We start from the raw sequence: 25,434 nt of genomic DNA, 5'->3' as shown, positions 1-25,434 counted from the left end.
AGACGTGGGATCTCGCGCGCGCTGTCGTAAGTTGCGCAGCGACCCACACCCACCACACCCCAGTACTGGAGTGACGATGCGAATTGGCGTACCCAAGGAGTCAAGGCCGGGAGAAACCCGTGTGGCCGCGACTCCGAAGACCGTCGCGCAGATGATCAAGCTGGGCTACGACGTGATCGTCGAGCCCGGCGCAGGAGCGGCCTCGGCCTACCCCGACCAGGGCTACGTCGAGGCCGGCGCGACCCTTGGTGAGACCGCGGAGGTGTGGGCCAGCGACATCGTCGTGAAGATCAACGCCCCCACCGACGCGGAGGTTCCCCTGCTGAGGTCGGGTGCCATCCTGACCTCCCTCCTCGCCCCTGCCCTGAACCCGGAGAAGGTCGAGGCGCTGCGTGCGCAGGGCGTGACCGCGATGGCGATGGACGCCGTGCCGCGGATCTCGCGCGCCCAGTCCCTGGACGTGCTCTCCTCGATGGCCAACATCGCGGGCTACCGCGCCGTCGTCGAGTCCGCCCACGAGTTCGGCGGTCTCTTCACCGGGCAGGTCACGGCCGCGGGCAAGGTCCCGCCGGCCAAGGTCCTCGTCTGCGGTGCCGGCGTCGCCGGTCTCGCCGCGATCGGTGCCGCGGGCTCCCTCGGTGCGATCGTGCGCGCGTTCGACGTGCGCCCGGAGGTCGCCGAGCAGGTCGAGTCGATGGGCGCGGACTTCCTCGAGATCGACGTCCAGCAGGAGATCTCGTCCGACGGCTACGCGAAGGAGGCCTCGGAGGACTTCAACGCCAAGGCCGCCGAGCTCTACGCCGAGCAGGCCAAGGACGTGGACATCATCATCACCACGGCCCTGATCCCCGGGAAGCCCGCCCCGCGGCTGATCACCGAGGAGATGGTCGCCTCGATGAAGCCGGGCTCGGTCATCATCGACATGGCCGCCGGCACCGGTGGCAACGTCGCCGGTTCCGTGGCCGACGAGCGGGTCGTCACCGACAACGGCGTGCGGATCATCGGCTACACCGACCTGGCCGGTCGCCTCCCGACGCAGGCCAGCCAGCTGTACGGCACCAACGTCGTCAATCTCCTCAAGCTCATCACCCCCGAGAAGCAGGGTGAGGCCGTCCTCGACATGGAGGACACCGTCGTGCGCGGCATGACGGTCACGCAGCAGAAGGAGACGCTGTGGCCGCCTCCACCGGTGCAGGTCTCCGCCGCCCCCGCGGCGCCGGCGCCCGCCGAGATGGAGCCCGCAGAGCCGAAGAAGCCGGTCGACCCGAACCGCAAGTTCTGGATCATCGGCGGCGCCGCCGCGCTCTTCCTCGTTGCGGCCGCGTTCATGCCGGCAGCCTTCCTGTCCCACTTCATCGTCTTCGCGCTGGCCGTCACCATCGGCTTCTACGTCATCGGCAACGTGGCCCACGCCCTGCACACGCCGCTGATGTCGGTGACCAATGCGATCTCCGGGATCATCGTCGTCGGCGCCCTGCTCCAGGTGACGTCGTCGAACCTCGCCATCCAGGTGGTCGCCGCGGCCGCGATCTTCTTCGCCAGCATCAACGTCTTCGGTGGCTTCACCGTGACGCAGCGGATGCTCAACATGTTCCGGAAGGGCTGAGTCGTGCTGTCCACAGTCGTCACCGCCGCGTACATCGTCGCGGCCCTGTTGTTCATCCTCAGCCTCGCCGGACTCAGCAAGCACGAGTCGGCCAAGCACGGCAACTGGTTCGGCATCGCCGGCATGGTCATCGCCCTCGTGGCCACCATCGCGCTCGTCGTCAAGGGCGTCTACGACGGACCAGGTGCCGCCGTCGACGCCGGCAAGTGGGGTCTGGGCGTGCTCGTCGTCACCATGGCCCTCGGTGGGGCCATCGGTGTGCGGATCGCCCGTCGCGTCGAGATGACCGGCATGCCCGAGCTCATCGCGATGATGCACTCCTTCGTCGGTCTGGCCGCCGTCCTCGTCGGCTACAACTCCTTCCTCGGGGCGCACGGCGACTCCGAGGAGGCGGTCGAGGCGCACCGGGAGCTCGAGGCCCTCGACATGGTCGGCATCCACAACGGCGAGGTCTTCGTCGGTGTCTTCATCGGTGCCCTGACCTTCACCGGCTCGATCGTGGCCTACCTCAAGCTGAGCGCGAAGATGAAGTCCGCACCGCTCGTGCTGCCGGCGCGCCACTGGCTCAACCTGCTGGCCGTGCTCGTCTCTGTCGCGCTGGGTGTGTGGTTCGTCGTCACGCCCTCGTTGGTGCCGCTGGGCATCATGACCGTGATCGCCCTGGCCTTCGGGTGGCACCTCGTCGCCTCCATCGGCGGCGGCGACATGCCGGTCGTCATCTCGATGCTCAACAGCTACTCGGGCTGGGCCGCGGCCGCGGCGGGCTTCATGCTCTCCAACGACCTGCTCATCGTCACCGGTGCGCTCGTCGGCTCCTCGGGTGCCTTCCTGTCCTACATCATGTGCAAGGCGATGAACCGCTCGTTCATCTCCGTCATCGCCGGCGGATTCGGGGCCGAGGCGCCGAAGTCCAGCGGTGACGAGGAGCAGGGGGAGCACCGCGAGACCAACGCCGACACCGTGGCCGAGATGCTCACCGGCGCCTCCTCGGTGGTCATCACGCCCGGCTACGGCATGGCCGTGGCCCAGGCGCAGTACCCGGTCGCCGACCTCACCGAGCAGCTGCGGGCGAAGGGGGTGGACGTCCGGTTCGGGATCCACCCCGTCGCCGGTCGCCTCCCCGGGCACATGAACGTCCTCCTCGCGGAGGCCAAGGTGCCCTACGACGTCGTGCTCGAGATGGACGAGATCAACGACGACTTCCCGGAGACGGACGTCGTCCTCGTCATCGGCGCCAACGACACGGTCAACCCGGCCGCTGCCGAGGACCCGACCAGCCCGATCGCCGGGATGCCCGTCCTGGAGGTCTGGAACGCCAAGGACGTCATCGTCTTCAAGCGGTCGATGGCCACCGGGTACGCCGGGGTGCAGAACCCGCTGTTCTTCAAGGAGAACACCCAGATGCTCTTCGGCGATGCCAAGGAGCGGGTGGGGGACATCCTCAAGCTGATCTGACCAGCTGTGCCTGACGAAGGGCGGTGGTCACCGGATCCGGTGACCACCGCCCTTCGTCATGCCGTCTCATGCGTGGTCGCGGGGGTCGTACGGCGGCAGCTCACCGGTGTCGGCGTCGCGGTCGCGCCGGACGAGGTCGCGGCTGCGGTAGATGGAACCGCCGGTGTGCACCCACGGGTCGTCCTGGTCGGGCTCGTCGAGAGGCTCGTCCGTCCAGCTGTCGCCGGCGGGGTCGTCCGAGTGCCGCGGGTCCTCGTCGTCCACGAGGTTGCTCGACAGACCGAAGACGACGGCGCAGATGGCCCGGTAGTTGTCATCCGGGTTCGGGACGAAGGAGATCCTCGACAGGCGCTGGTCCTGGCCGGCGCTCTCGAGGACGAAGGTGCCGTAACCGAGCATCCGGCCGAGCAGGGAGCGCTCGTAACCCATGTCGGTGACCTTCTTCAGCGGCATCATCGAGACCTTGTGGTTGATCCACCCCTCGAAGAGGACGATGCGCTTGTCGGTGGCCACGACCTGGGTGTGGCGCCACTCGATCCACTGCCAACCGGCCCAGAGGCAGGCGACGATCCACAGGACCCAGACGTACTTGAGGATCCCGGCGTTGGCGATGCTGATGGCCAGGTCGAGCCACAGCGCGAGGACGGTGGCGGCGAGGGCGACCAGCGCCGGCTTGAGCAGGACGATCGGGTGGTACCGGATCTCCGCTGCCGGCGTCTCCCCGGGCAGGAGGTATCGGTCTACGCCGCGGCCGTCGACGCGCGCCGACACCGGGTCACCGGCTGATCAGGGAGTCGAAGAACTGACCGATGTTCTCCACGCCGTTGGCGAGGATCCCCCACCCGGTGTCGACCATGTCGGCCGCGTCGGTGGGGGAGGTCAGGATCGCGTAGAGGAGGAAGATCGTGAGCAGCCAGAGGACGATCTTCTTGATCGGTGGCGCGTTCATGGGTCGTTCTTCTCCGTCATCGGGCGGCTGGCCGCGCACGGCGCGGTAGGACGCCTCAGTGTTGCAGATGTGACCAGTGGGACGAGAGACCCCGGCCCTGCGGGCGCGCCGCCCCCTTCGCCCCCGGTGGCTGAGGCGCGAAGCGCGCCCTTGGGCGCGAGCCTCGAAACCGAGGTCAGACGATGCCGTAGAGGCGGTCCCCGGCGTCGCCGAGCCCGGGGACGATGTAGCCGTTCTCGTCGAGGCGCTCGTCGATCGCGCCGGTGACCAGGCGGATCGGCACCTGCAGGTCACCGAGCTCGCGTTCCAGGGCGTCGATGCCTTCGGGGGCCGCGATGAGAGTCACCGCCGTGATGTCGTCGGCACCGCGCTCGACGAGGTACTGGATCGACATCGCCAGCGTGCCGCCGGTGGCGAGCATCGGGTCGATGACGTAGCACTGCCGGCCGGAGAGGTCGTCGGGCAGCCGGTTGGCGTAGGTGATCGCCTCGAGCGTCTCCTCGTTGCGCAGCATCCCGAGGAAGCCGACCTCGGCCGTCGGCAGCAGGCGGACCATGCCCTCGAGCATGCCCAGGCCGGCGCGCAGGATCGGCACGACGAGCGGCTTGGGCGTCGACAGCTTCATCCCGGTGGTCGGCCCGACGGGGGTCTCGATGTCGAAGGGCACGCACCGCACCTCGCGGGTGGCCTCGTATGCCAAGAGCGTCACCAGCTCGTCGGCGAGCCGGCGGAAGGTCGGGCTGTCCGTGTCCTTCTTCCGCAGGTAGGTCAACTTGTGGGTGATGAGCGGATGGTCCGGGACGGTGACGCGCATGACCCCGAACCTACCGTGCGGGAGACTGTGGGCGTGAGGCACGATCCGACCCGCCCGCAGCGGCCCGCCGAGGAGGCGTGGATGGACCGTGCCCTGCAGCTGGCCGCGCAGGCGGCCGCGGACGGGGACATCCCGGTGGGCGCGGTGGTCGTCGACGCGCAGGGCGCGATCATCGGCGAAGGGAGGAACGTGCGCGAGCGCGACGGGGACCCGACCGGTCATGCCGAGGTGGTCGCCCTGCGGGCCGCGGCGCGGGCGAAGGGGGAGTGGCGCCTGACCGGGTGCACCCTCGTCGTCACGCTCGAGCCCTGCCCGATGTGCGCGGGTGCGGTGGTCGCCTCCCGGGTGCCCCGGATCGTCCTGGGCGCGTGGGACCCGAAGATGGGCGCCTGCGGTTCCGTGTGGGACATCGTGCGCGACCGGCGCTCGACCCACCGGGTCGAGGTCGTCGGTGGCGTGCGCGAGCAGCAGGCAGGTGGCCTCCTGCTGGACTTCTTCGCCGACCACCGCTGACCCGGGTCACCCCCTTCGTCCGTGGCGCGTGCGCGGGAGGGTGCGGCCCGGTTTCTCGCTCGGAGCGGTGCTCCGGTACCCTTCTCGGCGGTGGCGTGTCCGAGCGGCCTAAGGAGAACGCCTCGAAAGCGTTTGTCGGTTGACGCCGACCGTGGGTTCAAATCCCACCGCCACCGCCACGGGGCCCGATGGGGCCCGGATGTCGTCCCGGCATCAGCAGAGGGCCCGATCGCGTGCGAGCGGTCGGGCCCTCTGCTTGGGCAGATTCGGGGCGTGATGGCGGGTACGTTCTGCACATGGCGCGCAATCCGGCCCGGGCGAGGGCCTCGTCGACCTACGACGAGGTCGCCCACGCGAGTGCCGCCGTCGTCATCGGTCGCTACTCGACCTCCTTCGGGTGGGCGACCCGGCTCCTGCAGCAGCCGGTACGCACCCACGTGTGCTCCGTCTACGCCTTCGTGCGGGTGGCGGACGAGCTCGTGGACGACGAGAGCCAGCCGTGGGACACCGACCAGCGCCGCCGGCTCCTCGACGGCCTGCAGCAGGAGACCCACCGCGCCCTCGCCTGCGGAGCGAGCGCCAACCTCGTCGTCCACGCCTTCGCGCGCACTGCCCTCGAGCACGGCATCGGGGCCGATCTCGTCGACCCGTTCTTCGCCGCCATGCGGGCCGACCTGTCCGTGCGCCAGCACGACACGGAGACGCTCAACCGGTACGTGTACGGGTCGGCGGAGGTCGTGGGTCTGATGTGCCTGCGTGTCTTCGTCTCCGGTGACGACCGCCGCTACGAGGACCTCGCGCCCGGTGCCCGTCGGCTGGGCGCCGCCTTCCAGAAGGTGAACTTCCTGCGCGACCTCCACAGCGACCACGAGCTCCTCGGGCGGTCGTACCTGCCCGGTGTCGACCGCGGGACCTTCACCGACCGCCAGCGCGACGAGCTGCTCGACGACATCGACGACGACCTGCGCGCAGCCGCTCGGGCGATCGAGCAGCTGCCCCCGAGCAGCAGGCGGGCGGTGCGGGCGGCGCACGCCCTCTTCGAGGCGCTCTCGCTGCGACTGCGCGCCACCCCGGCACAGCAGATCGCGCGCGAGCGGGTGCGGGTGCCCGATCTCGCCAAGGTGCGCATCATCGCGCGCAGTGCCCTGGTCGCGCGATGAGGGTCGCGGTCGTCGGCGGCGGGATCGCCGGCCTCGCCACCGCCGCGCTCCTGGCATCGGACGGTCACGAGGTCGACCTCTTCGAGCAGCAGCAGACGCTCGGTGGTCGTGCGGGGACCTGGTCGGCAGGGGGGTTCCGCTTCGACACCGGCCCGTCGTGGTACCTCATGCCGGAGGTCTTCGAACACTTCTTCCGCCTGCTCGGCACGACCGCGGCGGAGCAGCTCCCGGTCCGGGTGCTCGATCCGGCCTACCGGGTCTTCTTCGAGGGGACACCGCAGGTGCGACCGTCGCAGCTGGACGTGCACGCCGACACCACGGCCAATCTCGAGACGTTCGATCGGATCGAGCCGGGCGCGGCACGGGAGCTGTCGTCCTACCTTGCCTCGGCGTCGGACACCTACGACATGGCGATGCGCCACTTCCTGTACACGAATTTCACCACCCCCTTCGCGCTCGCGCACCCGGACGTGCTCCGCCGGATGCCGCGGCTGCTGCCACTGCTGGCCAGGTCACTCGAGTCATTCGTGGCGGCGCGGTTCCGGGACCGGGGGCTGCGGCAGGTGCTCGGCTACCCCGCGGTCTTCCTCGGTTCCTCGCCGGATCGGACCCCGAGCCTGTACCACCTGATGAGCTCGCTCGACCTGACCGGCGGCGTGGGCTATCCCGAAGGGGGCTTCACCCGCCTCATCGAGGCCATCACCGATCTGGCGAGAGGGCGCGGGGTCCGCGTCCACACCGTTGCGACCGTGACCGAGGTGACCACCGCGCCCACGCGACCCGCCGGAGTGCGTGCGCGGGCGTCCCGTCGACGCGCTCGTGCGACCGGGGTGTGGTGGCAGGGCCCGGACGGTCGTGCCCACCATCACGAGGCCGACATCGTGGTCGGGGCAGGCGACCTGCACCACCTCGAGACCACGCTGCTTCCGGAGGGGTTGCGCACCTATCCGCAGCGCTACTGGGATCGCCGCGCCAGCGGGCCCGGCGCCGTCCTGGTCCTCCTCGGGGTGCGCGGACGACTGCCCACGCTGACCCACCACAACCTCTTCTTCACCCGGGACTGGCACGCCAACTTCGACGCGATCTTCGCCGGCCGGGTCCCCGACCCGGCGTCGGCCTACGTCTGCAAGCCCTCGGCCACGGACACCGGCGTCGCCCCGGAGGGGCACGAGAACCTGTTCGTGCTCGTCCCCGTGCCCGCCGAGCCGGCCCTCGGGCGTGGCGGCACGGACGGGAGCGGTGATCCCGGCATCGAGGAGGTCGCGGACCGGGCCGTCGCGCAGGTCGCGCAGTGGGCCGACGCGCCTGACCTCGCGGACCGCATCGTGGTGCGCCGGACCATCGGGCCCGGCGACTTCGCGGCCGACCTGAATGCGTGGCAGGGCGGCATGCTCGGACCCGGTCACACCCTGCGACAGAGCGCGATGTTCCGCAGCCGCAATCGCTCCCGGTACGTCGACGGCCTCTACTACGCCGGATCGAGCACCATCCCGGGAGTCGGCCTGCCGATGTGCCTGATCAGCGCCGAGCTCGTGCTGAAGCACCTGCGCGGCGACACCTCGAGCGGACCCACCCCGACGGGGACCGCGGCGCACCCCCGGGGTGGGGGCGCGACGTGATCTCGATGGCCTACGCGGCCGTGCTCGTGCTGCTCATCGGCTGCATGGCCCTGCTCGACGCGCGCTTCTCGCTCGTGCTCTGGCGCGCCCGGCGACGCAGCGCCATCGTCCTCGGCGGTGGCATCCTGCTCTTCCTCGTGTGGGACGTGGTGGCCATCCGGCTGGGCTTCTACCACCGGGGCGAGAGCGAGATCATGACCGGGCTGCTGCTGGCGCCGGAGCTGCCGGTCGAGGAGCTGTTGTTCATCGGCTTCCTCTGCTACACCACCCTGGTCCTGCGCGGGCTCGTGGGACTGGCCGTCGGCCACCTCGGGACGAGCCCGCGATGACGTACGCCGGCCTCGCCTGCGTCTTCGTCGCCCTGTCGGCGGCCGTGGCGCTCTTCGCCACCCTCCGGTGCCGCCTGACCGCGCGGTGGTGGCTCACGACGGGCGCGACCGTCGCCGTCCTGGTGGTGCTCACGGTGGTCTTCGACAGCCTGATGATCCTCACCGACCTCTTCCGGTTCGACGAGTCCTCGCTGCTGGGCGTGCGGCTGTGGCTCGCCCCGGTGGAGGACCTGGCCTGGCCCCTGGTCGCCGGTCTGGTGCTTCCCGCCGCGGACGAGCTGATCGGTGCGCGGGAGGTGCGGTCATGACGGTGTCGGAGTCCGCGGACCTCGGCCCCTCGGTCGGTGGTGCCCTCCGTCAGCTCGTCGGCTCCTCGCGTCCGGTCAGCTGGATCAACACGGCCTACCCCTTCGCCGCGGCCTACCTGCTCTCCGGTGGCGGTCTCACCGTCACCTTCGTCGTCGGGACGCTGTGGTTCCTCATCCCCTACAACCTGCTCATGTACGGCGTGAACGACGTCTTCGACTTCGAGTCCGACCTGCGCAACCCTCGCAAGGGTGGGCTCGAGGGCGTCGTGCTCTCCCGGCGCTGGCACCGCCTGACGGTGTGGGCCGCCGTGGTGACGAACGTCCCCTTCGTGGTCCTGCTCGTCCTGTGGGGGGACATCGTCTCCACGATGACGCTCGCCGTGATCCTCTTCGCCGTCGTCGCCTACTCGGCTCCGGGGCTGCGCTTCAAGGAGCGCCCGGTCCTGGACTCGATCACGTCGAGCACCCACTTCGTCAGCCCGGCCGTGCTGGGGCTGGCGCTCACCGACACCCGTCTCACCTCGCCCGTCCTCGCCGGGCTCGGCTCGTTCTTCGTGTGGGGGATGGCCTCGCACGCCTTCGGTGCGGTGCAGGACATCGAGGCCGACCGGGAGGCCGACATCGCGTCCGTCGCCACCGCCCTCGGCGCGGCGCCCACCGTGCGGGCGGCCTTCCTCGGGTACCTCGTCTCCGGGGGTCTGCTCCTGGTCACCGGCTGGCCCATGGCCTGGGCCGCCCTCCTCGCCCTGCCCTACGCCGCGAGTGTCGCCCCCTTCCTGCGTCTGTCGGACCGGGAGTGCGAGCAGGCCAATGCGGGGTGGCGCCGCTTCATCTGGCTCAACTTCCTCACCGGTTTCGTCCTGACCCAGCTCTTCATCTGGATGAGCCTTGCGACCTGAGCTGATCGTCCACGGCCCGCGGTGGGCGCGCGTGGCCACCGACGTGGTGGCGGTGGCCGGTGTGCTCTCCTGCGGCCTCGCCTTCTGGTGGGGAGCCGTGGTGGTGGCGCTCTTCGCGCTCGTCCTCCTCGGCCTGACGGTGCCGCGGGTGGCAGGACTGCCGGGGAGCTTCCAGGCCGTGGGCGGCGCGATGCTCGTCTTCGCGGCCTGGGCCGCCACGCTCGGTTGGTACGAGTCGGTGCCCGCCCTCGACCTCCTCGTCCACGCCGCCGTCAACGGTCAGCTGGCCGTCGTGCTGGTCGTGGTGCTGCTCCGCACGGGGGCGCTCCCCGCCGGTGCGTCGCGCACGGGGACCGTGCTGGTGACCGTGGCGCTGGGCACGCTGCTCGGAGTCGTCTGGGAGGCGGGCGAGTGGTTCGGCCACAGCGTGCTCGACGACGGCATCGTCGTGGGCTACGACGACACCATGGGGGACCTGCTCGCCGGCACCGTCGGTGCCGGCGTTGGGTCGGTCGTCCTGGCTCGGCACCGAGGGGGCGGGGATGTCTGAGGTCAGCGTCGTCATCCCGGTGCGCGATGACGCAGAGCACCTGCGGGAGTGTCTCCGCGCCCTGGGCCGGCAGAGCGAGCCACCGCTCGAGATCATCGTCGTGGACAACTCCTCGTCCGATCACTCTGCCGCGGTGGCGCTCGCGCACGGTGCCCGCGTCGTGCAGGAGCCGACCGTGGGCATCGCGTACGCGACGGCGACCGGTTACGACGCCGCGCGGGGGGCGATCATCGCCCGGCTGGACGCGGACACGCGCCCACCCACCGACTGGGTCGAGCGGATCGGGACCGTCCTGGCCGGCCATCCCCGTGCCGAGGCCGTGACGGGGATCGGCGTCTTCCACGACGCGCCCCCTGGCCTTGGCCGACTGCTGTCGGTCATCTACCTCGGCAGCTACTACCTGCTCGGTGCGGCGGCCGCCGGGCACCACGTGCTGTGGGGATCCTCGATGGCCGTGCGCCGCACGGCCTGGCAGCGGGTGGCCCATCTCGTGCACCGCGAGCTGGAGGTGCACGACGACTTCGACCTGGCCCTCGTGCTCGGGCCCGGGGCCGACATCCTGCTCGACCCGTCGCTCGTCGTCGGGGTGTCGGCGAGATCCCTGCGGGGTGGTCGGCAGTGGCGCCGACGCCTCGGCCGGGCCTTCCGCACGCTCCGCCTGAACTGGCGGGACGCGCCGCCGTGGGAGCGGTGGGCGGTCACGCTCCACCTGCAGGACACCGACGAGACCCGAGGGAGCCACCGATGAGCAGCACGACCAGGACATCGACGCCGGGACCACCACGCGACGAGGTCGTCCTCCTCGATGCGGAGGGTCGGCCCGTGGGGACCGCGCCGCGAGAGGACGTCCACGGCGAGGACACCCCGCTGCACCTCGCCTTCTCCTGCTACGTCCACGACGAGGCAGGACGGGTGCTGCTCACCAGGCGTGCCCTCGTCAAGCGGGCGTGGCCGGGTGTGTGGACCAACTCCTTCTGCGGCCACCCGCGACCGGGCGAGGACCCGGAGGCCGCGGTGCACCGGTACGCGCAGAAGGAGCTGGGCCTACGGCTCACGGCCCTGCGGCCGATCCTGCCGGACTTCCGCTACCGCGCGGTCGACACCTCCGGGATCGTGGAGAACGAGGTCTGTCCGGTCTATGCCGCCCGCGCCGTGGACGGGGTCCGCCCGAACTCCGAGGAGGTCATGGACCACGCGTGGCTGACCGGGGCCGAGCTGGCCGCTGCCGTGGATGCCGCGCCCTGGGCGCTGAGCCCCTGGCTGCTCGAGCAGTGGGACCAACTGCGGGCACGGCACCTGGACACGTGGGGCGAGCAGGTCCCCGGCTCGACGTCCTGACCCGCAGCCGGCGTCCGGCGGTTCAGCAGTCGGGGACCTGCTTCTTGTCCACGAGGCCGTCGAACGTGGGGCCGAGGACGACGTCGACGTTCGTCCGGGTCCGCTCGTCGAGGTTCCGCGCGAAGGAACCGACGTGCTCGTCGACCAGGTCGGCGCCCGCCTCGCCCACGGCCCCGTAGCGCAGCTCACCCGGGCCGGTCAGCTCGGCGCGTTTGGGGTCATTGGCGACCGTCTTGACGACGAAGCCGCGCCCGCGCAGACCCCTGGCCACCTGCGCGGCCAGGCCGGGGCGGTCGGTCGCGTTGTAGACGTTGACCTCCACGTCCTCGGGCGTGAGGTCGCACGAGGACGTCGAGGAGGACGTGGTGGGGGAGGCGTCGCGGGTCGCGTCGGCCCGGATGTACGACAGCGCGTACCACACCGCGAAGAAGAGCATCAGGATGACGAGGCTGAAGGTGATGATCGACCTGCGGCGCCGCGCCCGGGCCTCGTTGGACTCCCCGTAGTGGTCGTTGGCGGCCATGGTCAGTCCGGGAGCTCGAGCACGCGGGCGTGCAGCACGGGCCGCTTCTGCACCAGTGCGGCGCGGAGCGCGCGGTGGAGGCCGTCCTCGAGGTACATCCGGTCACGCCACGCCACGACGTGCGGGAAGAGATCGCCGTAGTAGGTGGAGTCCTCGGCGAGCAGGTCGTGCAGGTTGAGGACGCTGCGGGTCGTCGTCAGCTGCTCGAGGCGCACGGCCCGCGGCGGGATGTCCGCCCAGTCGCGCGGCGTGGTCCGACCGTGGTCCGGGTAGGGACGGGCGTCGCCGACGGTCTGGAAGATCACCCCGACACGATATGAGGGGTGGGACCGGATGGTCGCACGGGTCGCGTGCTTGTGACCGACTCTTGACTCCGAGGGTCAGGAGGTCGGGACGGGGGGCCCGATGAAGAGGGCCACGCCGGTGAGGAGTGCGACGGCGACGACGAGGACGAGTGCCGCCAGGCCGGGGCGGAGCAGCGCCCCGGAGACGAGCCTCTCCGGGGGAGAGGTGGCCGCCCCCTTCGCCCCCAGACGCCACGTGGAGGCAAGGTGACCGTCGCGGTCGAGCCAGCGCTCGGTCCACAGCGTCGCCAGCGGTGGGATGGCCGTGGCGAGGGTGATGAGGCCGCGCCGGGTGGGCCACTTCTGGTCCACCCACACGATGAGCGTCACGAGGACGAAGGCGATGAAGACCACCCCGTGCAGCATCCCGCCGATGCGCACACCCAGCTCCGTGGTCTGCGTGACGTACTTGAGGAACATGCCGATGAGCAGCAGCGACCACGTCACGGCCTCGGCGGTCGCGACCGTGATGAACAGGCGACGGGGGGAGGGAGGGGTCATGCCCACCATGGTCGCCCACAGGTGTTGACGGCGGGTAATCGACTCGATTTCGGGCAGGCGGGTGGCTCGGGTAATCTCTCCCGCGGAGGATTCGCATAGTGGCCTAGTGCGCACGATTGGAAATCGTGTTGGGGATGAAACCCCTCGCGGGTTCAAATCCCGCATCCTCCGCCACCGAAGGCCCCGATCCGTGGATCGGGGCCTTCCGCATGCCCGAGGCGAAGGGGGCCGCCCCCGGCGGCGGCTCGGCCCGCCTGCGCGGTGGTGTCGGGACCCGCTTTCGCGGAGCAGCCAGGGACACGTAGACTCAGCGATCGGCACCCCGCGTGGTGGTACCTCACCGAACTCCCCCAGGGCAGGAATGCAGCAAGGGTAGGCGAGCTCTTCCAGGTGCGCGGGGTGTCCTTTTTGTGCCCTGACGCCCGGCATGGCGGGCCGGAGCGAAATCGTGGCGCCGTTTCGACTGGCGCGCGGCGCAGATCCCCATAGCGTGGTGCCAAGTGCGGTCGTGACCACGACCGCCTCCGTGAAGGAGGAGCTCCATGGACAACATGTGGATCTGGATCATCGTCGCTGTCATCGTCCTCTTGGTGCTCGTCGCTCTGGCGTCGATGCTCGCCAAGGGGGCCAAGAAGAAGAAGATCGAGCGCGACCGCGCCGAGGCCGAGCAGATGCGCGCCCAGGCGGCCGAGCGTGAGCGGGAGGTGCGCACGCGCGAGGCCGACGCCAGGTCATCCGATGCCGATGCCCGCGCCGCCCGCGCGGAGGCGGACCGCACCGCCGCCGAGGCCGAGCAGCGGGCGGCGGAGGCAGAGCGCCGCCGGGTGGAGGCCGAGCGCCTCGATGACGAGTCGCGTCGGAAGGCGGAGGACGCCGAGCGCGAGAGGCTCGCCCACGAGGAGCAGCTGCGCGCGGCGGACGCCAAGGACCCGGAGGTCCGCGGTGATGCCCGCGCGGATGACGATCGCCACGGTCGCGGCACCGGGACCACCGCAGCCGGTGCCGGCGCCGCCGGCGCGGGTGCCGGTGCGTACGGCGCCTCGGACCGCGACTCCGGCGCCACCGGCCGTCCGGTCGAGCAGCGTGAGGACTTCGCCGCCGACCGTCCCGCCGGTCATGACGAGGGCTTCGGCTCCGATCGTCCCGTGGGTCGTGACGAGGGCTTCGGCTCCGATCGTCCCGTGGGTCGTGACGAGGGCTTCGGTTCGGATCGTCCCGTGGGTCGTGACGAGGGCTTCGGCTCCGACCACCCCGGGAGTCGTGACGAGGGCTTCGGCTCCGACCACCCCGGGAGTCGTGACGAGGGCTTCGCTGCTGACCGCCCCGCCGACCAGAGTGACCTCGTGGGTGGTGACGGCCGCGAGCACGACCGTGGGGTCGGCGCGGACCGGCCCGGCGACGCAGGACGGGAGCACCTCGACCCCGAGCCGCGGTCGGACGGCCCCCAGCACGCGAAGCGTGAGGGGATGATGGACAAGGTGCGCGATAAGGTCGATGACCTGCGCGGTCGCGACGACGAGCCGCGCGCCTGATTCAGCATCGTGATCGGGCCCGCCGTCCCACCCGGGGCGGCGGGCCCCGGTCGGTCCGCAACCGCGAAGGAGTTTCGTGAAGATCGCCATCATCCTCGGCAGCACCCGCCCCGGTCGTTTCGGGAAGCAGGTCGCCGACTGGGTCCTCGAGCAGACCGAGGGCCGTGACGACGCCGAGTACGAGCTCGTGGACCTCGCCGACTACGACCTCGACCTGCTCGGTGAGCCCGTCGTCCCGGGCGCCGCCAAGCGGCAGTACGAAAACCCGAAGACCGTGCGCTGGGGGAAGAAGATCGACGAGTTCGACGGCTTCGTCTTCGTCACCCCGGAGTACAACCACGGCGTGCCCGCCGCGCTGAAGAACGCCTTCGACGTGCTCTTCCCCGAGTGGGTCCACAAGGGCGTCGCCCTCGTCTCCTACGGAGCCGACGGTGGCGTGCGCGCGGTCGAGCACTGGCGCACGATCCTCGCCAACCCGCAGATGCACGTCGCCCGGGGGCAGGTCTCCTTCTCCACCATGCTCGAGACGACGGAGGCGGAGGACGGCAGCCTCGTCTTCGCCCCGGCCGAGCGTCGCGCCAAGGAGCTGCGCAACCTGCTCGCGCAGCTGCGCAAGCTCACCGAGGCGACCGCCTCCCTTCGCCCCTGAGGTGATCCTCCACAGCCGGTCCCCACTCGGGGGACGGCTGTCGGGAAGCGCAAGTAGGGTCGTCCCGTGAGCACCGCCCTGTACCGCCGCTACCGGCCAGAGACCTTCGCCGACGTCATCGGCCAGGAGCACGTCACCGAGCCGTTGATGCAGGCGCTGCGCTCCGGGCGGGTCAACCACGCCTACCTCTTCTCCGGGCCGCGCGGCTGTGGCAAGACCACGAGCGCACGCATCCTCGCCCGCTGCCTCAACTGCGAGCAGGGGCCCACCCCCACGCCGTGCGGTGAGTGCGACTCGTGCGTGGCGCTGGCCCGCGGTGGTGCCGGCTCGGTCGACGTCATCGAGATCGACGCGGCCAGCCACGGTGGTGTCGACGACGCCCGTGACCTGCGCGAGCGGGCGTCCTTCGGGCCGGCGCAGAGCCGCTACAAGATCTACATCATCGACGAGGCGCACATGGTGACGCCGCAGGGATTCAACGCCCTGCTGAAGATCGTCGAGGAGCCGCCGGAGCACGTGAAGTTCGTCTTCGCGACGACCGAGCCGGAGAAGGTCATCGGCACGATCCGCTCGCGCACCCACCACTACCCCTTCCGCCTCGTGCCGCCGGCGCGGCTGCAGGACTACATGGAGCAGCTCTGCGCCGCCGAGGGCGTGGCGCTCGAGCCCGGCGTGCTCTCCTTCGTCGTGCGCGCCGGCGGAGGGTCGGTCCGGGACTCGCTGTCCGTCCTCGACCAGCTGATCGCCGGCAGCGACGAGCGGGGCCTGACCTACGAGGGGGCCGCCGCGCTCCTCGGGTTCACCGACGACGAGCTGCTCGACCGCGCGGTCACGGCCTTCGGGGCCGGCGACGCCGGAGGCGTCTTCACCGTCATCGACTCGGTCATCGAGACCGGCCTGGACCCGCGCCGGTTCGTCGAGGACCTGCTCGAGCGCTTCCGGGACCTCATCGTGATCGCGGCCGCGCCCGAGGGCGCCGCGGCGATCCTGCGCGGGCTGCCCGGTGACCAGATCGAGCGGATGCGTCAGCAGTCCGGTGTCTTCGGTCCCGCGTCGCTCTCCCGGGCGGCGGACATCATCAACGCCGGCCTGACCGAGATGACCGGCGCCACCTCCCCACGCGTCCAGCTGGAGATCATCGCCGCCCGGGTGCTCCTGCCGGCCGCGGCCGGCGAGTCCGGCTACGCGGCCCGACTGGACCGCCTCGAGCGCCGTCTCGACGTGGGAGGGGTGCCCACGGGCGAAGGGGGTGGCCCCAGGAGCGAGGACGCAGCCCCGGCGAGGGGCGACGCACCGCGTCAGGCCGCCGTGCCCCAGCGCCCGGCGCCGGGCCCGCAGCAGGACGCCCCCATCGCGCAGGCTGCGCCTGCCGCGGCGACGACCGGGCGGGGCCCGGACCATGCGGTCACGCCGCACGAGTCGGCCCCGCGGGCGCCGGCGCCGCAGGGGCGCGCGTCCGAGCCACGCCCCACGGCGCACGACGTCTCCGCGCACGAGGCCGCCGGGCCCGCGCCGGCCGCGGCCGACTCGCAGCCGCCGACCCCGGAGCAGCAGACCGGGGCGCGCCCGGACCGCGGTGAGCCGCCGGCCGAGGCGCCCGAGCAGCCTGCGGCCGATGAGCCGGCGGGGGCAGCCGCGACGAGCAGCCACATCGACGTCGAGGCGCTGCGCCGGGCCTGGCCCGACGTCCTCGGGCGGATCTACCAGATGCGCCGGGCGACCTGGACCTTCCTGTCCGAGCACGCGCAGGTGCTCTCGTACGACGGGCAACGTCTGGTCCTCGGGATCGCGACGACCGGTCTGGCCAACGCCTTCCGCAACGGCTCCCACGCCGAGGTGGTCCGCCAGGCACTCATCGATGCCCTGGGGGTCGACGCCCGCGTCGAGGGCGTCCCGCACCAGCAGAGCGGCCAGCCGCCGGCCGGCGGTGGCTCCCAGGCGACCTACTCACCGCCCCCGCAGAGTGCGTCCGCGCCGCCCGCTGCCGGCCGAGGCGGGCCCACCGGGCCGGGTGAGCCCCGGGCCCAGGCCGCTCCTGCGGATGACATGGGTGTCCCGGCCCCGGCTGGTGGACCCTCCGGTGCCGACTGGGGGTCGACGCCGGCGTCCGCCTCTTCCGCGCCCTCGTGGGCCACCGCCGGTCCGGCGACCGGGTCCGAGCAGGCGAGCAGCCCCCCTTCGCCGCCCGCCCCCGAGCCGCGTGCGCCGCGCGAGCCTGACGACGCCTCGGTCAGCGACGACGACGAGGACATCGTCGATGCCGGTGCTGCCGGCCCGGCCGTCATCGAGCGCATCCTCGGCGGAGCCGTCATCCGCGAGGAGTGAACCGCCCACCTCCCTCCGATGGCCCACGTGGTCACCGGTGGGCGTAGGGTCGAGGCGTGTACGAAGGCGTGGTCCAGGACCTGATCGACGAGCTCGGCCGACTGCCCGGGGTCGGTCCCAAGAGTGCCCAGAGGATCGCCTTCCACCTCCTGCAGGCCGACCCGCAGGACGTCCAGCGGCTCGTCCAGACCCTCAGCGAGGTCAAGGACAAGGTCTCCTTCTGCGAGACCTGCGGCAACGTCGCCGAGGGCCCGCAGTGCCGCATCTGCGCGGACACCCGCCGCGACCCCAGCGCCATCTGCGTCGTCGAGGAGCCCAAGGACGTCATCGCGATCGAGCGCACCCGTGAGTTCCGCGGCCGCTACCACGTGCTCGGCGGTGCGATCTCCCCGATGGACGGCGTCGGTCCGGACGACCTGCGCTTCACCGAGCTGATGTCGCGGCTGTCCGACGGCAGCGTCGCCGAGGTGATCATCGCGACCGACCCCAACCTCGAGGGCGAGGCCACCGCGTCCTACACGGCCCGGCTGCTCTCCCCCTTCGGGATCAAGGTGACCCGCCTGGCCTCCGGGCTGCCCGTGGGTGGGGACCTCGAGTACGCCGACGAGGTCACCCTCGGTCGCGCGTTCGAAGGGAGGAAGCTGCTCGATGCCTGACGAGACCACCCTGCTGGCCGACGAGTGCGCGGCTGAGGCGAGTGCCTGGCTGGCGACCGTCGCCGAGATCGCCTCGGGGGCCGCGCCCGAGAGCGCCATCCCGCTCCTGCTGCTGACGACGAGCCAGATCCAGCTCGTCGGTGCCCGGCTGGGGGCGATCAACGACATCGTCCTCGAGCAGCGCTTCGAGGACGACGCGGGCCCGGACACCGACCTCGACCCACTGCGCACCGGCCTCGCCCAGCTGCTCTCCGAGGTCGACGAGTACGACGACGTCGCCGACCCGGTCACCTCGCCCGAGCGGGCGACCGGCTCGCTGAGCAACGACCTCGCGATCATCGCCGGGGCACTGACGCACGGGCTGGCGCACCACGAGGCCGGCCGGCCGACCGAGGCCCTGTGGTGGTGGCAGTACAGCTACCTCGCGGACTGGGGCGACCGTGCCGCGATGGCCGTGCGCGTCCTGCAGACGCTCTTGGCGCACCTGCGGCTCGATGCCGACGCCGACGTCGTCGGTGAGGCCGAGTTCGACGCCCTGCACACCTGACCCAGCAGCGGGGAGGCGGCCTCCACCAGACCGCGTGACGAGCCTCACGCGCGGCGCCACGGCCCGCTGACGGGGCGGAAGAGCTGCCGGAAGGGTAACGGTCTGGTGGACGGATGCGGCACGGGAACCGCCGTGTCGTTATCCTGCGGGGTGACGCGCCGGTCCGTGCCCGGGCCGGACCCGCAGATCACGGAGTTCTCCTTTGAGTCTGGTTGTCCAGAAGTACGGCGGTTCCTCGCTCGGCGATGCCGAGAGCATCAAACGAGTGGCGCACCGCATCGTCGAGACCAAGCAGGCGGGCAACGACGTATGCGTCGTCGTCTCCGCCATGGGTGACAGCACCGACGAGTTGCTCGACCTCGCGGAGCAGGTCAGTCCGGTCCCGCCCCCGCGGGAGATGGACATGCTGCTGACCGCCGGTGAGCGGATCTCGATGGCGCTGGTCGCGATGGCCATCGCCGACCTCGGCCACAGCGTGCGCTCCTTCACCGGCAGTCAGGCGGGCGTCATCACCGACACCTCGCACGGCAAGGCGAAGATCATCGACGTCACACCCGGCCGCATCACCGAGGCGCTGGGCAAGAAGCACATCGTCATCGTCGCCGGCTTCCAGGGCGTGAGCCAGGGGACGAAGGAGATCACCACCCTCGGCCGGGGCGGCTCCGACACGACCGCGGTGGCGCTCGCCGCCGCTCTCGAGGCCGACGTCTGCGAGATCTACACCGATGTCGACGGCATCTTCACCGCCGACCCGCGCATCGTGACCAAGGCCCACAAGATCGATCGCATCTCCCACGACGAGATGCTGGAGATGGCCGCCAGCGGCGCCAAGATCCTCCACCTGCGGTGCGTGGAGTACGCGCGTCGCTCCGAGATGCCCATCCACGTGCGTTCGTCCTTCTCCCCGAAGGAGGGTACGTGGGTCCTGCCCCCCGATACCGAAGGAAACCAGGCCATGGAAGAACCCATCATCGCCGGCGTCGCCCACGACGCCAGTGAAGCCAAGATCACCGTCGTCGGCGTGCCGGACGAGCCGGGTCGCGCCGCGCAGATCTTCACGACCGTGGCCGATGCCCAGGTCAACATCGACATGATCGTGCAGAACGTCTCCGAGTCGGAGACCGCCCGCACCGACATCTCCTTCACCCTGCCGATGTCCGATGGGCAGGTGGCCGTCGAGGCGCTGTTGAAGACCAAGGACGAGGTCGGCTTCGACTCGATCCGGTACGACGACCAGATCGGCAAGCTCTCGCTGATCGGCGCCGGCATGCGCACCAACCCGGGCGTCTCGGCCACCTTCTTCAAGGCACTCGCCGACGCGGGCATCAACATCGAGATGATCTCGACCTCGGAGATCCGTATCTCCGTGGTCACGCGCGTCGAGCAGCTCGATGACGCGCTCCAGGCGCTGCACACGGCCTTCGGTCTCGACTCCGAGGACGGCGAAGCGGTCGTCTACGCGGGTACCGGGCGGTGACCGCATCCCCGTCGCCGTCCACCGCAGGGCCGACCCTGGCCCTGGTGGGGGCGACGGGGCGCTTCGCGGAGGCGATCGCCTCCGCTCTCGCCCTGCGGGACGACCCGTGGGGCGAGATCCGTCTCTACGCACCGGGGGTGACCTGCCGCACCCTCACCGTGCGCGGGCGTGAGCAGCCGGTGGAGACCCTGCGCGAGGACTCCTTCGACGGCGTCGACGTCGCGCTGTTCAACCTCTCGTCCGAGGTGACGGGGGAGTGGGCGAGCCGGGCGGTGGCGGCCGGCGCCGTCGTGATCGACGCCAGCTCTACGCATCGCCTGGACGAGGATGTCCCGCTCGTCGTCCCGGGTATCAACTCCGAGCTGGTGAGCCACCGGCCCCGAGGCATCGTCGCCCTGCCGGGACCGCTCACGTGGGGACTCATCGACGCCGCCCACGTCCTGCACCAGGGGTGGGAGCTGCAGCACCTCGTCGTCACGGGCCTCATCGCCGCGGTGTCCCAGTCGGACCGGGGGGTCGCCCGACTGCGCGAGGAGCTGTACACCGTCGCCGCGGAGCCGACGATCGGACAGCACCCCGGGGACGTGCGGGCGGCCGTGTCCGACCTGCCCGTCGCGTCCCCCTTCCCCGCTCCGCTGGCGCTCAACGTCATCCCGTGGGTGGGGGAGGCGACCGATGACGGCTTCACCACCGCCGAGCGCGCGGTGGACCACGAGGTGCGCAAGATCCTCGACCTCGCCGCCACCGTGCCAGTCGTGGTCACCCTCGTCCAGGTGCCGGTGGTCATGGCGCACTCCATGGCGCTGCACGCCCGGTGCGCACGGCCGGTCTCCCCGGACAAGGTGCGACAGGCCTACGTGGCCGCGCCGTCCCTCGTCTACCTCGACGAGCGGACCGGGGAGGTGCCGACGCCCGTGGACAGCGTGGGCATCGACCCACGCTTCGTGGGCCGGATCCGGCAGCCGAAGGGAGCGGGGCACCACATCGACATGTTCGTCAGTGCCGACACCATTCGCCGTGGTGCCACGGCGATGCTCACGGTCGCCGAGATGATCTCCGCCGAGCGGGGCCGGGGCGCTCCTGCCGTCTCCCGGGGCTGACCATGGTGCGGCCGGGTCGTGACCATCATGCAACCGGTTCGTCACCCCGGGCGTCCATGCTCGTGAGTGCCCGATCGGTCTCGGTCCGGGAACGATCCACCCGTGTTGCTTGTGTGACTGGTGTGGCTCATGAGGAGATGAAGTTCCTCTACAATGGAGACTCAGGGGAGGGGTGTAGATGACTGATCAGAACCACGGAGCGGACCCGCACGACGAAGGTCCCGTGTCGTATCGAGTCGTCGGCTTCGACGAGCTCGAGGGAGCCGCCGCCAGGCACTTCCGTCGTCAGCGTCGGCGCCGTCTTCTCCTCTTCGTCACCCTCCCCGGGCTCATCCTGGGGACCGCGACGGTCGCGACGGCCTACGGGACCGGTCTGCTCGGCATGAACGAGACCGTGGACTGCGCCCCGGTGGCCGCGCCGGCCCCCGAGCGCGAGTCCTTCAAGATCAACCTCCTCAACAGCAGCGACGCCGTCGGTCTGGCCAGCGAGGTCGGACGTGACCTCGAGCTGCGCGACTTCAAGGTCGCTTCGATCGGCAATGCCGACGACTCCGTGTACGTCGAGGGCCCGGCGACCATCTACTTCGGCGACGAGGGTCTGAAGAACGCCCTGCTGGTGCAGAAGCAGATCCCCGGCTCCAAGCTGTGGAACGACGCCCGCGGTGGGGAGAGCGTCCAGCTCGTGCTGGGGTACGGCTTCGAGAAGCTCGTCGACGAGCCCGACCCGCCGCTGCCGGCGCCGGCCGAGATCTCCGTCAACGTCTACAACACGACGTGGAAGGAGGGGCTGGCGGCAGAGACCAGCAAGGTCCTCGAGGAGCGTGAGTTCACGGTCAAGAAGACGGGCAACGACCCGCAGAACTCCTTCCACAAGAACGAGGTCGGCGTCATCCGGTTCGGTCCGGAGGGCGAGCGAGCGGCCAAGCGACTGGCTGAGCAGGTCGAGGACATCCAGATGCAGAAGGACGATCGCAGCGGAACCACGCTCGACCTGGTCCTCGGCAACGAGTGGGACGGACTGAAGGCACCGAGCGAGGTCCCGCAGGTCAAGCCCTACGAGCGTCCGGCAGAGACGATCCAGCTGCCCTGCAAGAGCACGTGAGCGTCCGCACCGTCGCGATGCTGACGGCCGGGGGTATCGCCCCGTGCCTCTCGTCCGCGGTGGGCGGGCTCATCGAGCGCTACACCGACCGCGCCCCCGAGGTGCGGCTCATCGGCTACCTCGACGGCTACGCCGGCCTGCTTGCCGGCCGCAGCGTCGAGGTCACCGATGAGGTGCGGGCAACGGCGGGCCGTCTGCACGCCTTCGGTGGTTCCCCGCTCGGCAACTCCCGGGTCAAGCTGACCAATGCCGAGGACCTCGTGCGCCGCGGCCTCGTGGCGAAGGGGGACGACCCCCTTCGCGTCGCGGCCGAGCAGCTGCTCGAGGACGGGGTCGACGTGCTGCACACCATCGGTGGCGACGACACCAACACCACGGCGGCCGACCTCGCCCGCCACCTCGTCGAGGCGGGCCACGACCTGCGGGTCATCGGGCTGCCCAAGACGATCGACAACGACATCATCCCGATCCGGCAGAGCCTGGGGGCGTGGACGGCGGCCGAGCAGGGGGCGCTCTTCGCCCGCAACATCATCGGCGAGCACTCCTCGAACCCGCGGATGCTCATCATCCACGAGGTGATGGGGCGGCACAGCGGCTGGCTCACGGCCGAGACCGCGCGTCGGTACCGGGACCAGCTGCTCGGGCGAGAGTTCGTCCCCGGGATCGGCAACGACCCCCGCCGGTGGGACGTGCACGCCGTCTACGTCCCCGAGGTGCCCGTCGACCTCGACGCGGAGGGTGAGCGACTCAGGGCGGTCATGGACGAGATCGGGTGCGTCAACGTCTTCCTCGCGGAGGGTGCCGGTGTGGACGACATTGTCGCCTCGCTCGAGGCCGCGGGTGAGCGGGTGCCGCGGGACGCCTTCGGTCACGTGGCCCTCGACGAGGTCAACCCGGGCGCATACTTCGCGGAGACCTTCGCCGAGCGGCTCGGGGCGGAGAAGGCGAAGGTGTGGAAGTCGGGTTACTTCGCCCGCTCCGCCGCCCCGAACGCCGAGGACCTGGAGCTGATCGCCCGGTGCACCGACCTGGCGGTCGAGACCGCGCTGGCGGGCGGCTCGGGCGTCATCGGCCAGGACGTGGGGCGCGACGACGAGCTGCGCGCGATCGAGCTGGACCGCATCGCCGGTGGCGGGGCCTTCGACCCGACCGTCGAGTGGTTCGCCGACCTGCGACGGGCCATCGGCCAGTCCTGACCCCGCCACCCGGCCCGCATCTCCCCGGGGTCGTGCGGTTGCTCAGGAGCCGTGCTTGCGGCGCAGGGACCACATCTGTGGGGAGTGCTCGACCTCGACCGCTGAGTCCCACGCCAGACCGCCGGGAGCGGTCTCGCGACGGAAGCTGCGCAGCACCCGCCGGGCCAGATCGGGGTCGCCCGCCACCCGGGCGGCCACGGCCCGGCCGGCGTCCTCCACCTCGGGGTCCTCGTGGGCGGACCACGCGATCCCGAGGTCGACGGCCCTCGTGCCGTCGACCTCCTCGCCGAAGAGCCCCATGGCCGCAGCCGCCTCCCGCCCCGCGACCCGGTGCAGCAGGTGCAGGTGGCCGCCACCGGGATGGATCCCGATCTGGGCGAAGCCGGGCAGGAGACGCGCGGAACGCGAGACGACCCGCAGGTCGGTGGACAGCGCGAGGTTCAGTCCCGCTCCCACGGCCGCGCCGCGGACCGCTGCGATCGTGGGCACGTCGAGCGTCCCGATCGTCGTGAACGCCGAGTAGACCGTCTCGAGGTCGCGGTACGCGGTGTCCTCGACCGGGTCCTTGCCGGTCTCGGCGAGGACGGAGCGGACGGCGCCGGCGCAGAAGTGCGCGCCGCCGGTGATGACGACGGCACCCACGCCGGCATCGGCCTCCGCCGTGCGGGCGGCGTCGATGAGCTCGCGCGACATCTCCACCGAGAGCGCATTGCGCCGCTCCGGCGCGGCCAGCGTGATGGTCGCGACACCCTCGGCGACCTCGTAACGGACCTCGCCCATCATCGACCTCCCGTGTAGAACCAGCGTCCACCGCGCCGGGTGAACTCGCTGCGCTCGGCCAGCTCGCCCCCTTCGTGCGTGGCGGTGAAGACCACCGTCCCGGTCATGTCGTCCGGGCCGCCGTCGACGACCTCGGTGATCTCCAGACCCGTCCAGCGGGCCTCGCCGGGATTGACCACGGCCGGCCGGGTACGGCCGTCCCACGTGCGCCACAGGTGCTCCGCGTTGCCGAAGACGTGGGCCGTGTACCGGCTGCGCATCAGCTCCTCGGCCGTCTCGGCGAGACGCTCGGTGGTCAGCAGCGGTCCGCAGCACTGCGACAGTGCTCGACCGGTGCCACAGGGGCAGGGCTCGTCACTCATGGTCGCAGCGTAGTCAGGCGTGCCCCTCGACGCGGGCACCCAGGTCGGCCAGCAACGGCTGGTGGGAGGCAAGCACCAGCAGGAGCGCACAGGGCACGAGGACGGCGAAGCCCAGCGCGAGGTATCCGACGGCACCGATGACCCCGCCGATCGCGAACAGCGCGACGAGGGAGGTGTGCAGGAAGAGCTTCCCGCGAGACCCGGCGACCGGGGTGCTCCCAGCGAGTCGGTTGACGTAGGCGACCTTGCCGAGCTCGATACCGATGTCGGTGATCATCCCGGTGACGTGGGTCGTGCGGATTTGTGCACCCGAGATCTTCGTGATGATCGCGTTCTGCAGGCCCATGGTGAAGCAGAGCACGGGCACGAAGACGAGCTCGCGTCCCGGGATCGTGAGTCGCTCCGCCAGCAGACCGAAGAGCAGCATCAGCAGACCCTCCATGAGCAGCACATTGGCGTAGCGACTGCGCAGACCCCGACGCCGGCACCAGTTGAAGATGATCGCGCAGACCATCGCGCCACAGATGAAGGACACGATCGACAGCACTCCGATCCCGACGAGGTAGTAGTCACCCATGACGATCTGGTCCGCCACGATCGCGGTCACACGGTCATGTGCGAGGTGTAGAAGGCGACGGCGACGAAACCCACCGAGTTGAGGATCCCGGCGACCAGCGCCAGCAGGCTTGCCAGCTGGTGGTTGAGCGCGGGGGTCCGATCGGGGCCGGCCACTCTGCCGAGGTAGCCGAGGATGCCCATGACGGCAGGGTACGACGAGGGACGGGGGGAGCGGGCCGCGG

30 protein-coding genes, 2 tRNA genes and 1 other RNA gene are annotated in these 25,434 nt (G+C 70.9%); 23 read left to right on the top strand and 10 right to left on the bottom strand.

Annotated features, from left to right (window positions below):
• Window positions 1–76 precede the first annotated feature (76 nt).
• Together O9K63_RS09640 and pntB are read left to right on the top strand one after the other, a co-directional pair.
• On the top strand, window positions 77–1,606 hold the full coding sequence (locus tag O9K63_RS09640) for a Re/Si-specific NAD(P)(+) transhydrogenase subunit alpha (RefSeq protein ID WP_277237393.1): 1,530 nt from the start codon (window positions 77–79) through the stop codon (window positions 1,604–1,606).
• Between the two features lie 3 nt (window positions 1,607–1,609).
• Complete coding sequence (gene pntB / locus O9K63_RS09635) at window positions 1,610–3,061, top strand: Re/Si-specific NAD(P)(+) transhydrogenase subunit beta (RefSeq protein WP_277237391.1); 1,452 nt, start codon at window positions 1,610–1,612, stop codon at window positions 3,059–3,061.
• Between the two features lie 66 nt (window positions 3,062–3,127).
• Here pntB and O9K63_RS09630 read toward each other — a convergent pair whose 3' ends face one another.
• The 3 genes from O9K63_RS09630 to upp form a co-directional block, all read right to left on the bottom strand.
• Window positions 3,128–3,832: a PH domain-containing protein gene (locus O9K63_RS09630; protein WP_277237389.1), complete on the bottom strand. Its 705-nt coding sequence runs from the start codon at window positions 3,830–3,832 to the stop codon at window positions 3,128–3,130.
• A gap of 4 nt (window positions 3,833–3,836) precedes the next feature.
• A complete protein-coding gene (locus O9K63_RS09625) occupies window positions 3,837–4,010 on the bottom strand; it encodes a hypothetical protein (protein ID WP_277237387.1) in 174 nt (57 codons plus the stop codon).
• A gap of 175 nt (window positions 4,011–4,185) precedes the next feature.
• Complete coding sequence (upp, locus tag O9K63_RS09620; protein ID WP_277237385.1) at window positions 4,186–4,824, bottom strand: uracil phosphoribosyltransferase; 639 nt, start codon at window positions 4,822–4,824, stop codon at window positions 4,186–4,188.
• Window positions 4,825–4,905: 81 nt separating this feature from the next.
• Here upp and O9K63_RS09615 point away from each other — a divergent pair, with 81 nt between their 5' ends.
• The 10 genes from O9K63_RS09615 to idi all read left to right on the top strand — a co-directional run bounded on the left by O9K63_RS09615 (window position 4,906) and on the right by idi (window position 11,540).
• Window positions 4,906–5,337, top strand: a complete 432-nt coding sequence (locus O9K63_RS09615) for a nucleoside deaminase (RefSeq protein WP_277242303.1) — start codon at window positions 4,906–4,908, stop codon at window positions 5,335–5,337.
• Window positions 5,338–5,426: 89 nt separating this feature from the next.
• Window positions 5,427–5,516: transfer RNA gene (locus O9K63_RS09610), tRNA-Ser, on the top strand.
• A gap of 117 nt (window positions 5,517–5,633) precedes the next feature.
• Window positions 5,634–6,497 carry a phytoene/squalene synthase family protein gene (locus tag O9K63_RS09605; protein WP_277237383.1) on the top strand — a complete coding sequence of 288 codons (864 nt, stop codon included), beginning with the start codon at window positions 5,634–5,636 and terminating at the stop codon, window positions 6,495–6,497.
• Window positions 6,494–8,116 carry a phytoene desaturase family protein gene (gene crtI / locus O9K63_RS09600; protein ID WP_277237381.1) on the top strand — a complete coding sequence of 541 codons (1,623 nt, stop codon included), beginning with the start codon at window positions 6,494–6,496 and terminating at the stop codon, window positions 8,114–8,116. Before O9K63_RS09605 ends, crtI begins: the two co-directional genes overlap by 4 nt.
• Window positions 8,117–8,121: 5 nt before the next feature.
• Window positions 8,122–8,445, top strand: a complete 324-nt coding sequence (locus O9K63_RS09595) for a lycopene cyclase domain-containing protein (RefSeq protein ID WP_277237379.1) — start codon at window positions 8,122–8,124, stop codon at window positions 8,443–8,445.
• Window positions 8,442–8,753 (top strand): lycopene cyclase domain-containing protein, encoded by a 312-nt coding sequence (locus O9K63_RS09590; protein ID WP_277237377.1) that lies wholly within the window; start codon window positions 8,442–8,444, stop codon window positions 8,751–8,753. Before O9K63_RS09595 ends, O9K63_RS09590 begins: the two co-directional genes overlap by 4 nt.
• On the top strand, window positions 8,750–9,652 hold the full coding sequence (locus O9K63_RS09585; protein WP_277237375.1) for a prenyltransferase: 903 nt from the start codon (window positions 8,750–8,752) through the stop codon (window positions 9,650–9,652). Before O9K63_RS09590 ends, O9K63_RS09585 begins: the two co-directional genes overlap by 4 nt.
• Before the next feature lie 31 nt (window positions 9,653–9,683).
• The gene (locus tag O9K63_RS09580) at window positions 9,684–10,202 is read left to right on the top strand and encodes a hypothetical protein (RefSeq protein ID WP_277237373.1); all 519 of its coding nucleotides are present in this window, start codon (window positions 9,684–9,686) and stop codon (window positions 10,200–10,202) included.
• On the top strand, window positions 10,195–10,950 hold the full coding sequence (locus O9K63_RS09575) for a glycosyltransferase family 2 protein (protein ID WP_277237371.1): 756 nt from the start codon (window positions 10,195–10,197) through the stop codon (window positions 10,948–10,950). Before O9K63_RS09580 ends, O9K63_RS09575 begins: the two co-directional genes overlap by 8 nt.
• Window positions 10,947–11,540, top strand: coding sequence for an isopentenyl-diphosphate Delta-isomerase (gene idi, locus O9K63_RS09570; RefSeq protein ID WP_277237369.1), 594 nt, complete (start codon window positions 10,947–10,949; stop codon window positions 11,538–11,540). Before O9K63_RS09575 ends, idi begins: the two co-directional genes overlap by 4 nt.
• Before the next feature lie 22 nt (window positions 11,541–11,562).
• Here the strand turns inward: idi and O9K63_RS09565 are convergent, their stop codons facing one another.
• The 3 genes from O9K63_RS09565 to O9K63_RS09555 all read right to left on the bottom strand — a co-directional run bounded on the left by O9K63_RS09565 (window position 11,563) and on the right by O9K63_RS09555 (window position 12,908).
• The gene (locus O9K63_RS09565; protein WP_277237367.1) at window positions 11,563–12,063 is read right to left on the bottom strand and encodes a LytR C-terminal domain-containing protein; all 501 of its coding nucleotides are present in this window, start codon (window positions 12,061–12,063) and stop codon (window positions 11,563–11,565) included.
• 2 nt (window positions 12,064–12,065) lie between these two features.
• Window positions 12,066–12,368, bottom strand: coding sequence for a type II toxin-antitoxin system VapB family antitoxin (locus O9K63_RS09560; protein WP_277237365.1), 303 nt, complete (start codon window positions 12,366–12,368; stop codon window positions 12,066–12,068).
• A gap of 75 nt (window positions 12,369–12,443) precedes the next feature.
• Window positions 12,444–12,908, bottom strand: a complete 465-nt coding sequence (locus tag O9K63_RS09555) for a DUF3817 domain-containing protein (protein ID WP_277237363.1) — start codon at window positions 12,906–12,908, stop codon at window positions 12,444–12,446.
• A gap of 84 nt (window positions 12,909–12,992) precedes the next feature.
• Here O9K63_RS09555 and O9K63_RS09550 point away from each other — a divergent pair.
• The 11 genes from O9K63_RS09550 to O9K63_RS09500 all read left to right on the top strand — a co-directional run bounded on the left by O9K63_RS09550 (window position 12,993) and on the right by O9K63_RS09500 (window position 23,492).
• Window positions 12,993–13,082, top strand: a tRNA-Ser gene (locus O9K63_RS09550).
• 139 nt (window positions 13,083–13,221) lie between these two features.
• Window positions 13,222–13,318: signal recognition particle sRNA small type (ffs, locus tag O9K63_RS09545), an RNA gene on the top strand.
• Between the two features lie 132 nt (window positions 13,319–13,450).
• Window positions 13,451–14,440: a hypothetical protein gene (locus O9K63_RS09540; protein WP_277237361.1), complete on the top strand. Its 990-nt coding sequence runs from the start codon at window positions 13,451–13,453 to the stop codon at window positions 14,438–14,440.
• A 76-nt stretch (window positions 14,441–14,516) separates the two neighbouring features.
• Window positions 14,517–15,089 carry an NADPH-dependent FMN reductase gene (locus O9K63_RS09535; RefSeq protein WP_277237359.1) on the top strand — a complete coding sequence of 191 codons (573 nt, stop codon included), beginning with the start codon at window positions 14,517–14,519 and terminating at the stop codon, window positions 15,087–15,089.
• 66 nt (window positions 15,090–15,155) lie between these two features.
• The gene (locus O9K63_RS09530) at window positions 15,156–17,414 is read left to right on the top strand and encodes a DNA polymerase III subunit gamma and tau (protein ID WP_277237357.1); all 2,259 of its coding nucleotides are present in this window, start codon (window positions 15,156–15,158) and stop codon (window positions 17,412–17,414) included.
• 56 nt (window positions 17,415–17,470) lie between these two features.
• On the top strand, window positions 17,471–18,070 hold the full coding sequence (recR, locus tag O9K63_RS09525) for a recombination mediator RecR (RefSeq protein ID WP_185991479.1): 600 nt from the start codon (window positions 17,471–17,473) through the stop codon (window positions 18,068–18,070).
• A complete protein-coding gene (locus O9K63_RS09520; RefSeq protein WP_277237353.1) occupies window positions 18,063–18,617 on the top strand; it encodes a DUF5063 domain-containing protein in 555 nt (184 codons plus the stop codon). Before recR ends, O9K63_RS09520 begins: the two co-directional genes overlap by 8 nt.
• Before the next feature lie 202 nt (window positions 18,618–18,819).
• The gene (locus tag O9K63_RS09515; protein ID WP_277237351.1) at window positions 18,820–20,094 is read left to right on the top strand and encodes an aspartate kinase; all 1,275 of its coding nucleotides are present in this window, start codon (window positions 18,820–18,822) and stop codon (window positions 20,092–20,094) included.
• Entirely contained in the window at window positions 20,091–21,194 is a 1,104-nt protein-coding gene (locus O9K63_RS09510) for an aspartate-semialdehyde dehydrogenase (RefSeq protein WP_277237349.1), read from the top strand. The genes O9K63_RS09515 and O9K63_RS09510 overlap by 4 nt, the downstream gene beginning before the upstream one ends.
• A gap of 223 nt (window positions 21,195–21,417) precedes the next feature.
• Window positions 21,418–22,296: a LytR C-terminal domain-containing protein gene (locus tag O9K63_RS09505; RefSeq protein WP_277237347.1), complete on the top strand. Its 879-nt coding sequence runs from the start codon at window positions 21,418–21,420 to the stop codon at window positions 22,294–22,296.
• On the top strand, window positions 22,293–23,492 hold the full coding sequence (locus O9K63_RS09500) for a pyrophosphate--fructose-6-phosphate 1-phosphotransferase (RefSeq protein ID WP_277237345.1): 1,200 nt from the start codon (window positions 22,293–22,295) through the stop codon (window positions 23,490–23,492). Before O9K63_RS09505 ends, O9K63_RS09500 begins: the two co-directional genes overlap by 4 nt.
• Before the next feature lie 42 nt (window positions 23,493–23,534).
• Here O9K63_RS09500 and O9K63_RS09495 read toward each other — a convergent pair whose 3' ends face one another.
• The 4 genes from O9K63_RS09495 to O9K63_RS09480 are packed head-to-tail and all read right to left on the bottom strand — an operon-like array spanning window position 23,535 to window position 25,393.
• Complete coding sequence (locus O9K63_RS09495; RefSeq protein WP_277237343.1) at window positions 23,535–24,272, bottom strand: enoyl-CoA hydratase-related protein; 738 nt, start codon at window positions 24,270–24,272, stop codon at window positions 23,535–23,537.
• Complete coding sequence (locus tag O9K63_RS09490) at window positions 24,272–24,634, bottom strand: YchJ family protein (RefSeq protein WP_277237341.1); 363 nt, start codon at window positions 24,632–24,634, stop codon at window positions 24,272–24,274. The genes O9K63_RS09495 and O9K63_RS09490 overlap by 1 nt, the downstream gene beginning before the upstream one ends.
• A gap of 13 nt (window positions 24,635–24,647) precedes the next feature.
• Window positions 24,648–25,241, bottom strand: a complete 594-nt coding sequence (locus O9K63_RS09485) for a YoaK family protein (RefSeq protein WP_277237339.1) — start codon at window positions 25,239–25,241, stop codon at window positions 24,648–24,650.
• Window positions 25,238–25,393 (bottom strand): hypothetical protein, encoded by a 156-nt coding sequence (locus tag O9K63_RS09480; protein WP_277237337.1) that lies wholly within the window; start codon window positions 25,391–25,393, stop codon window positions 25,238–25,240. The genes O9K63_RS09485 and O9K63_RS09480 overlap by 4 nt, the downstream gene beginning before the upstream one ends.
• Window positions 25,394–25,434 lie beyond the last annotated feature (41 nt).

The organism is Janibacter cremeus (genome assembly GCF_029395675.1).
Classification (GTDB): domain Bacteria; phylum Actinomycetota; class Actinomycetes; order Actinomycetales; family Dermatophilaceae; genus Janibacter; species Janibacter cremeus_A.
The sequence above is the reverse complement of the archived record's forward strand: the minus strand, read 5'-3'. Positions and strand labels throughout refer to the sequence as shown.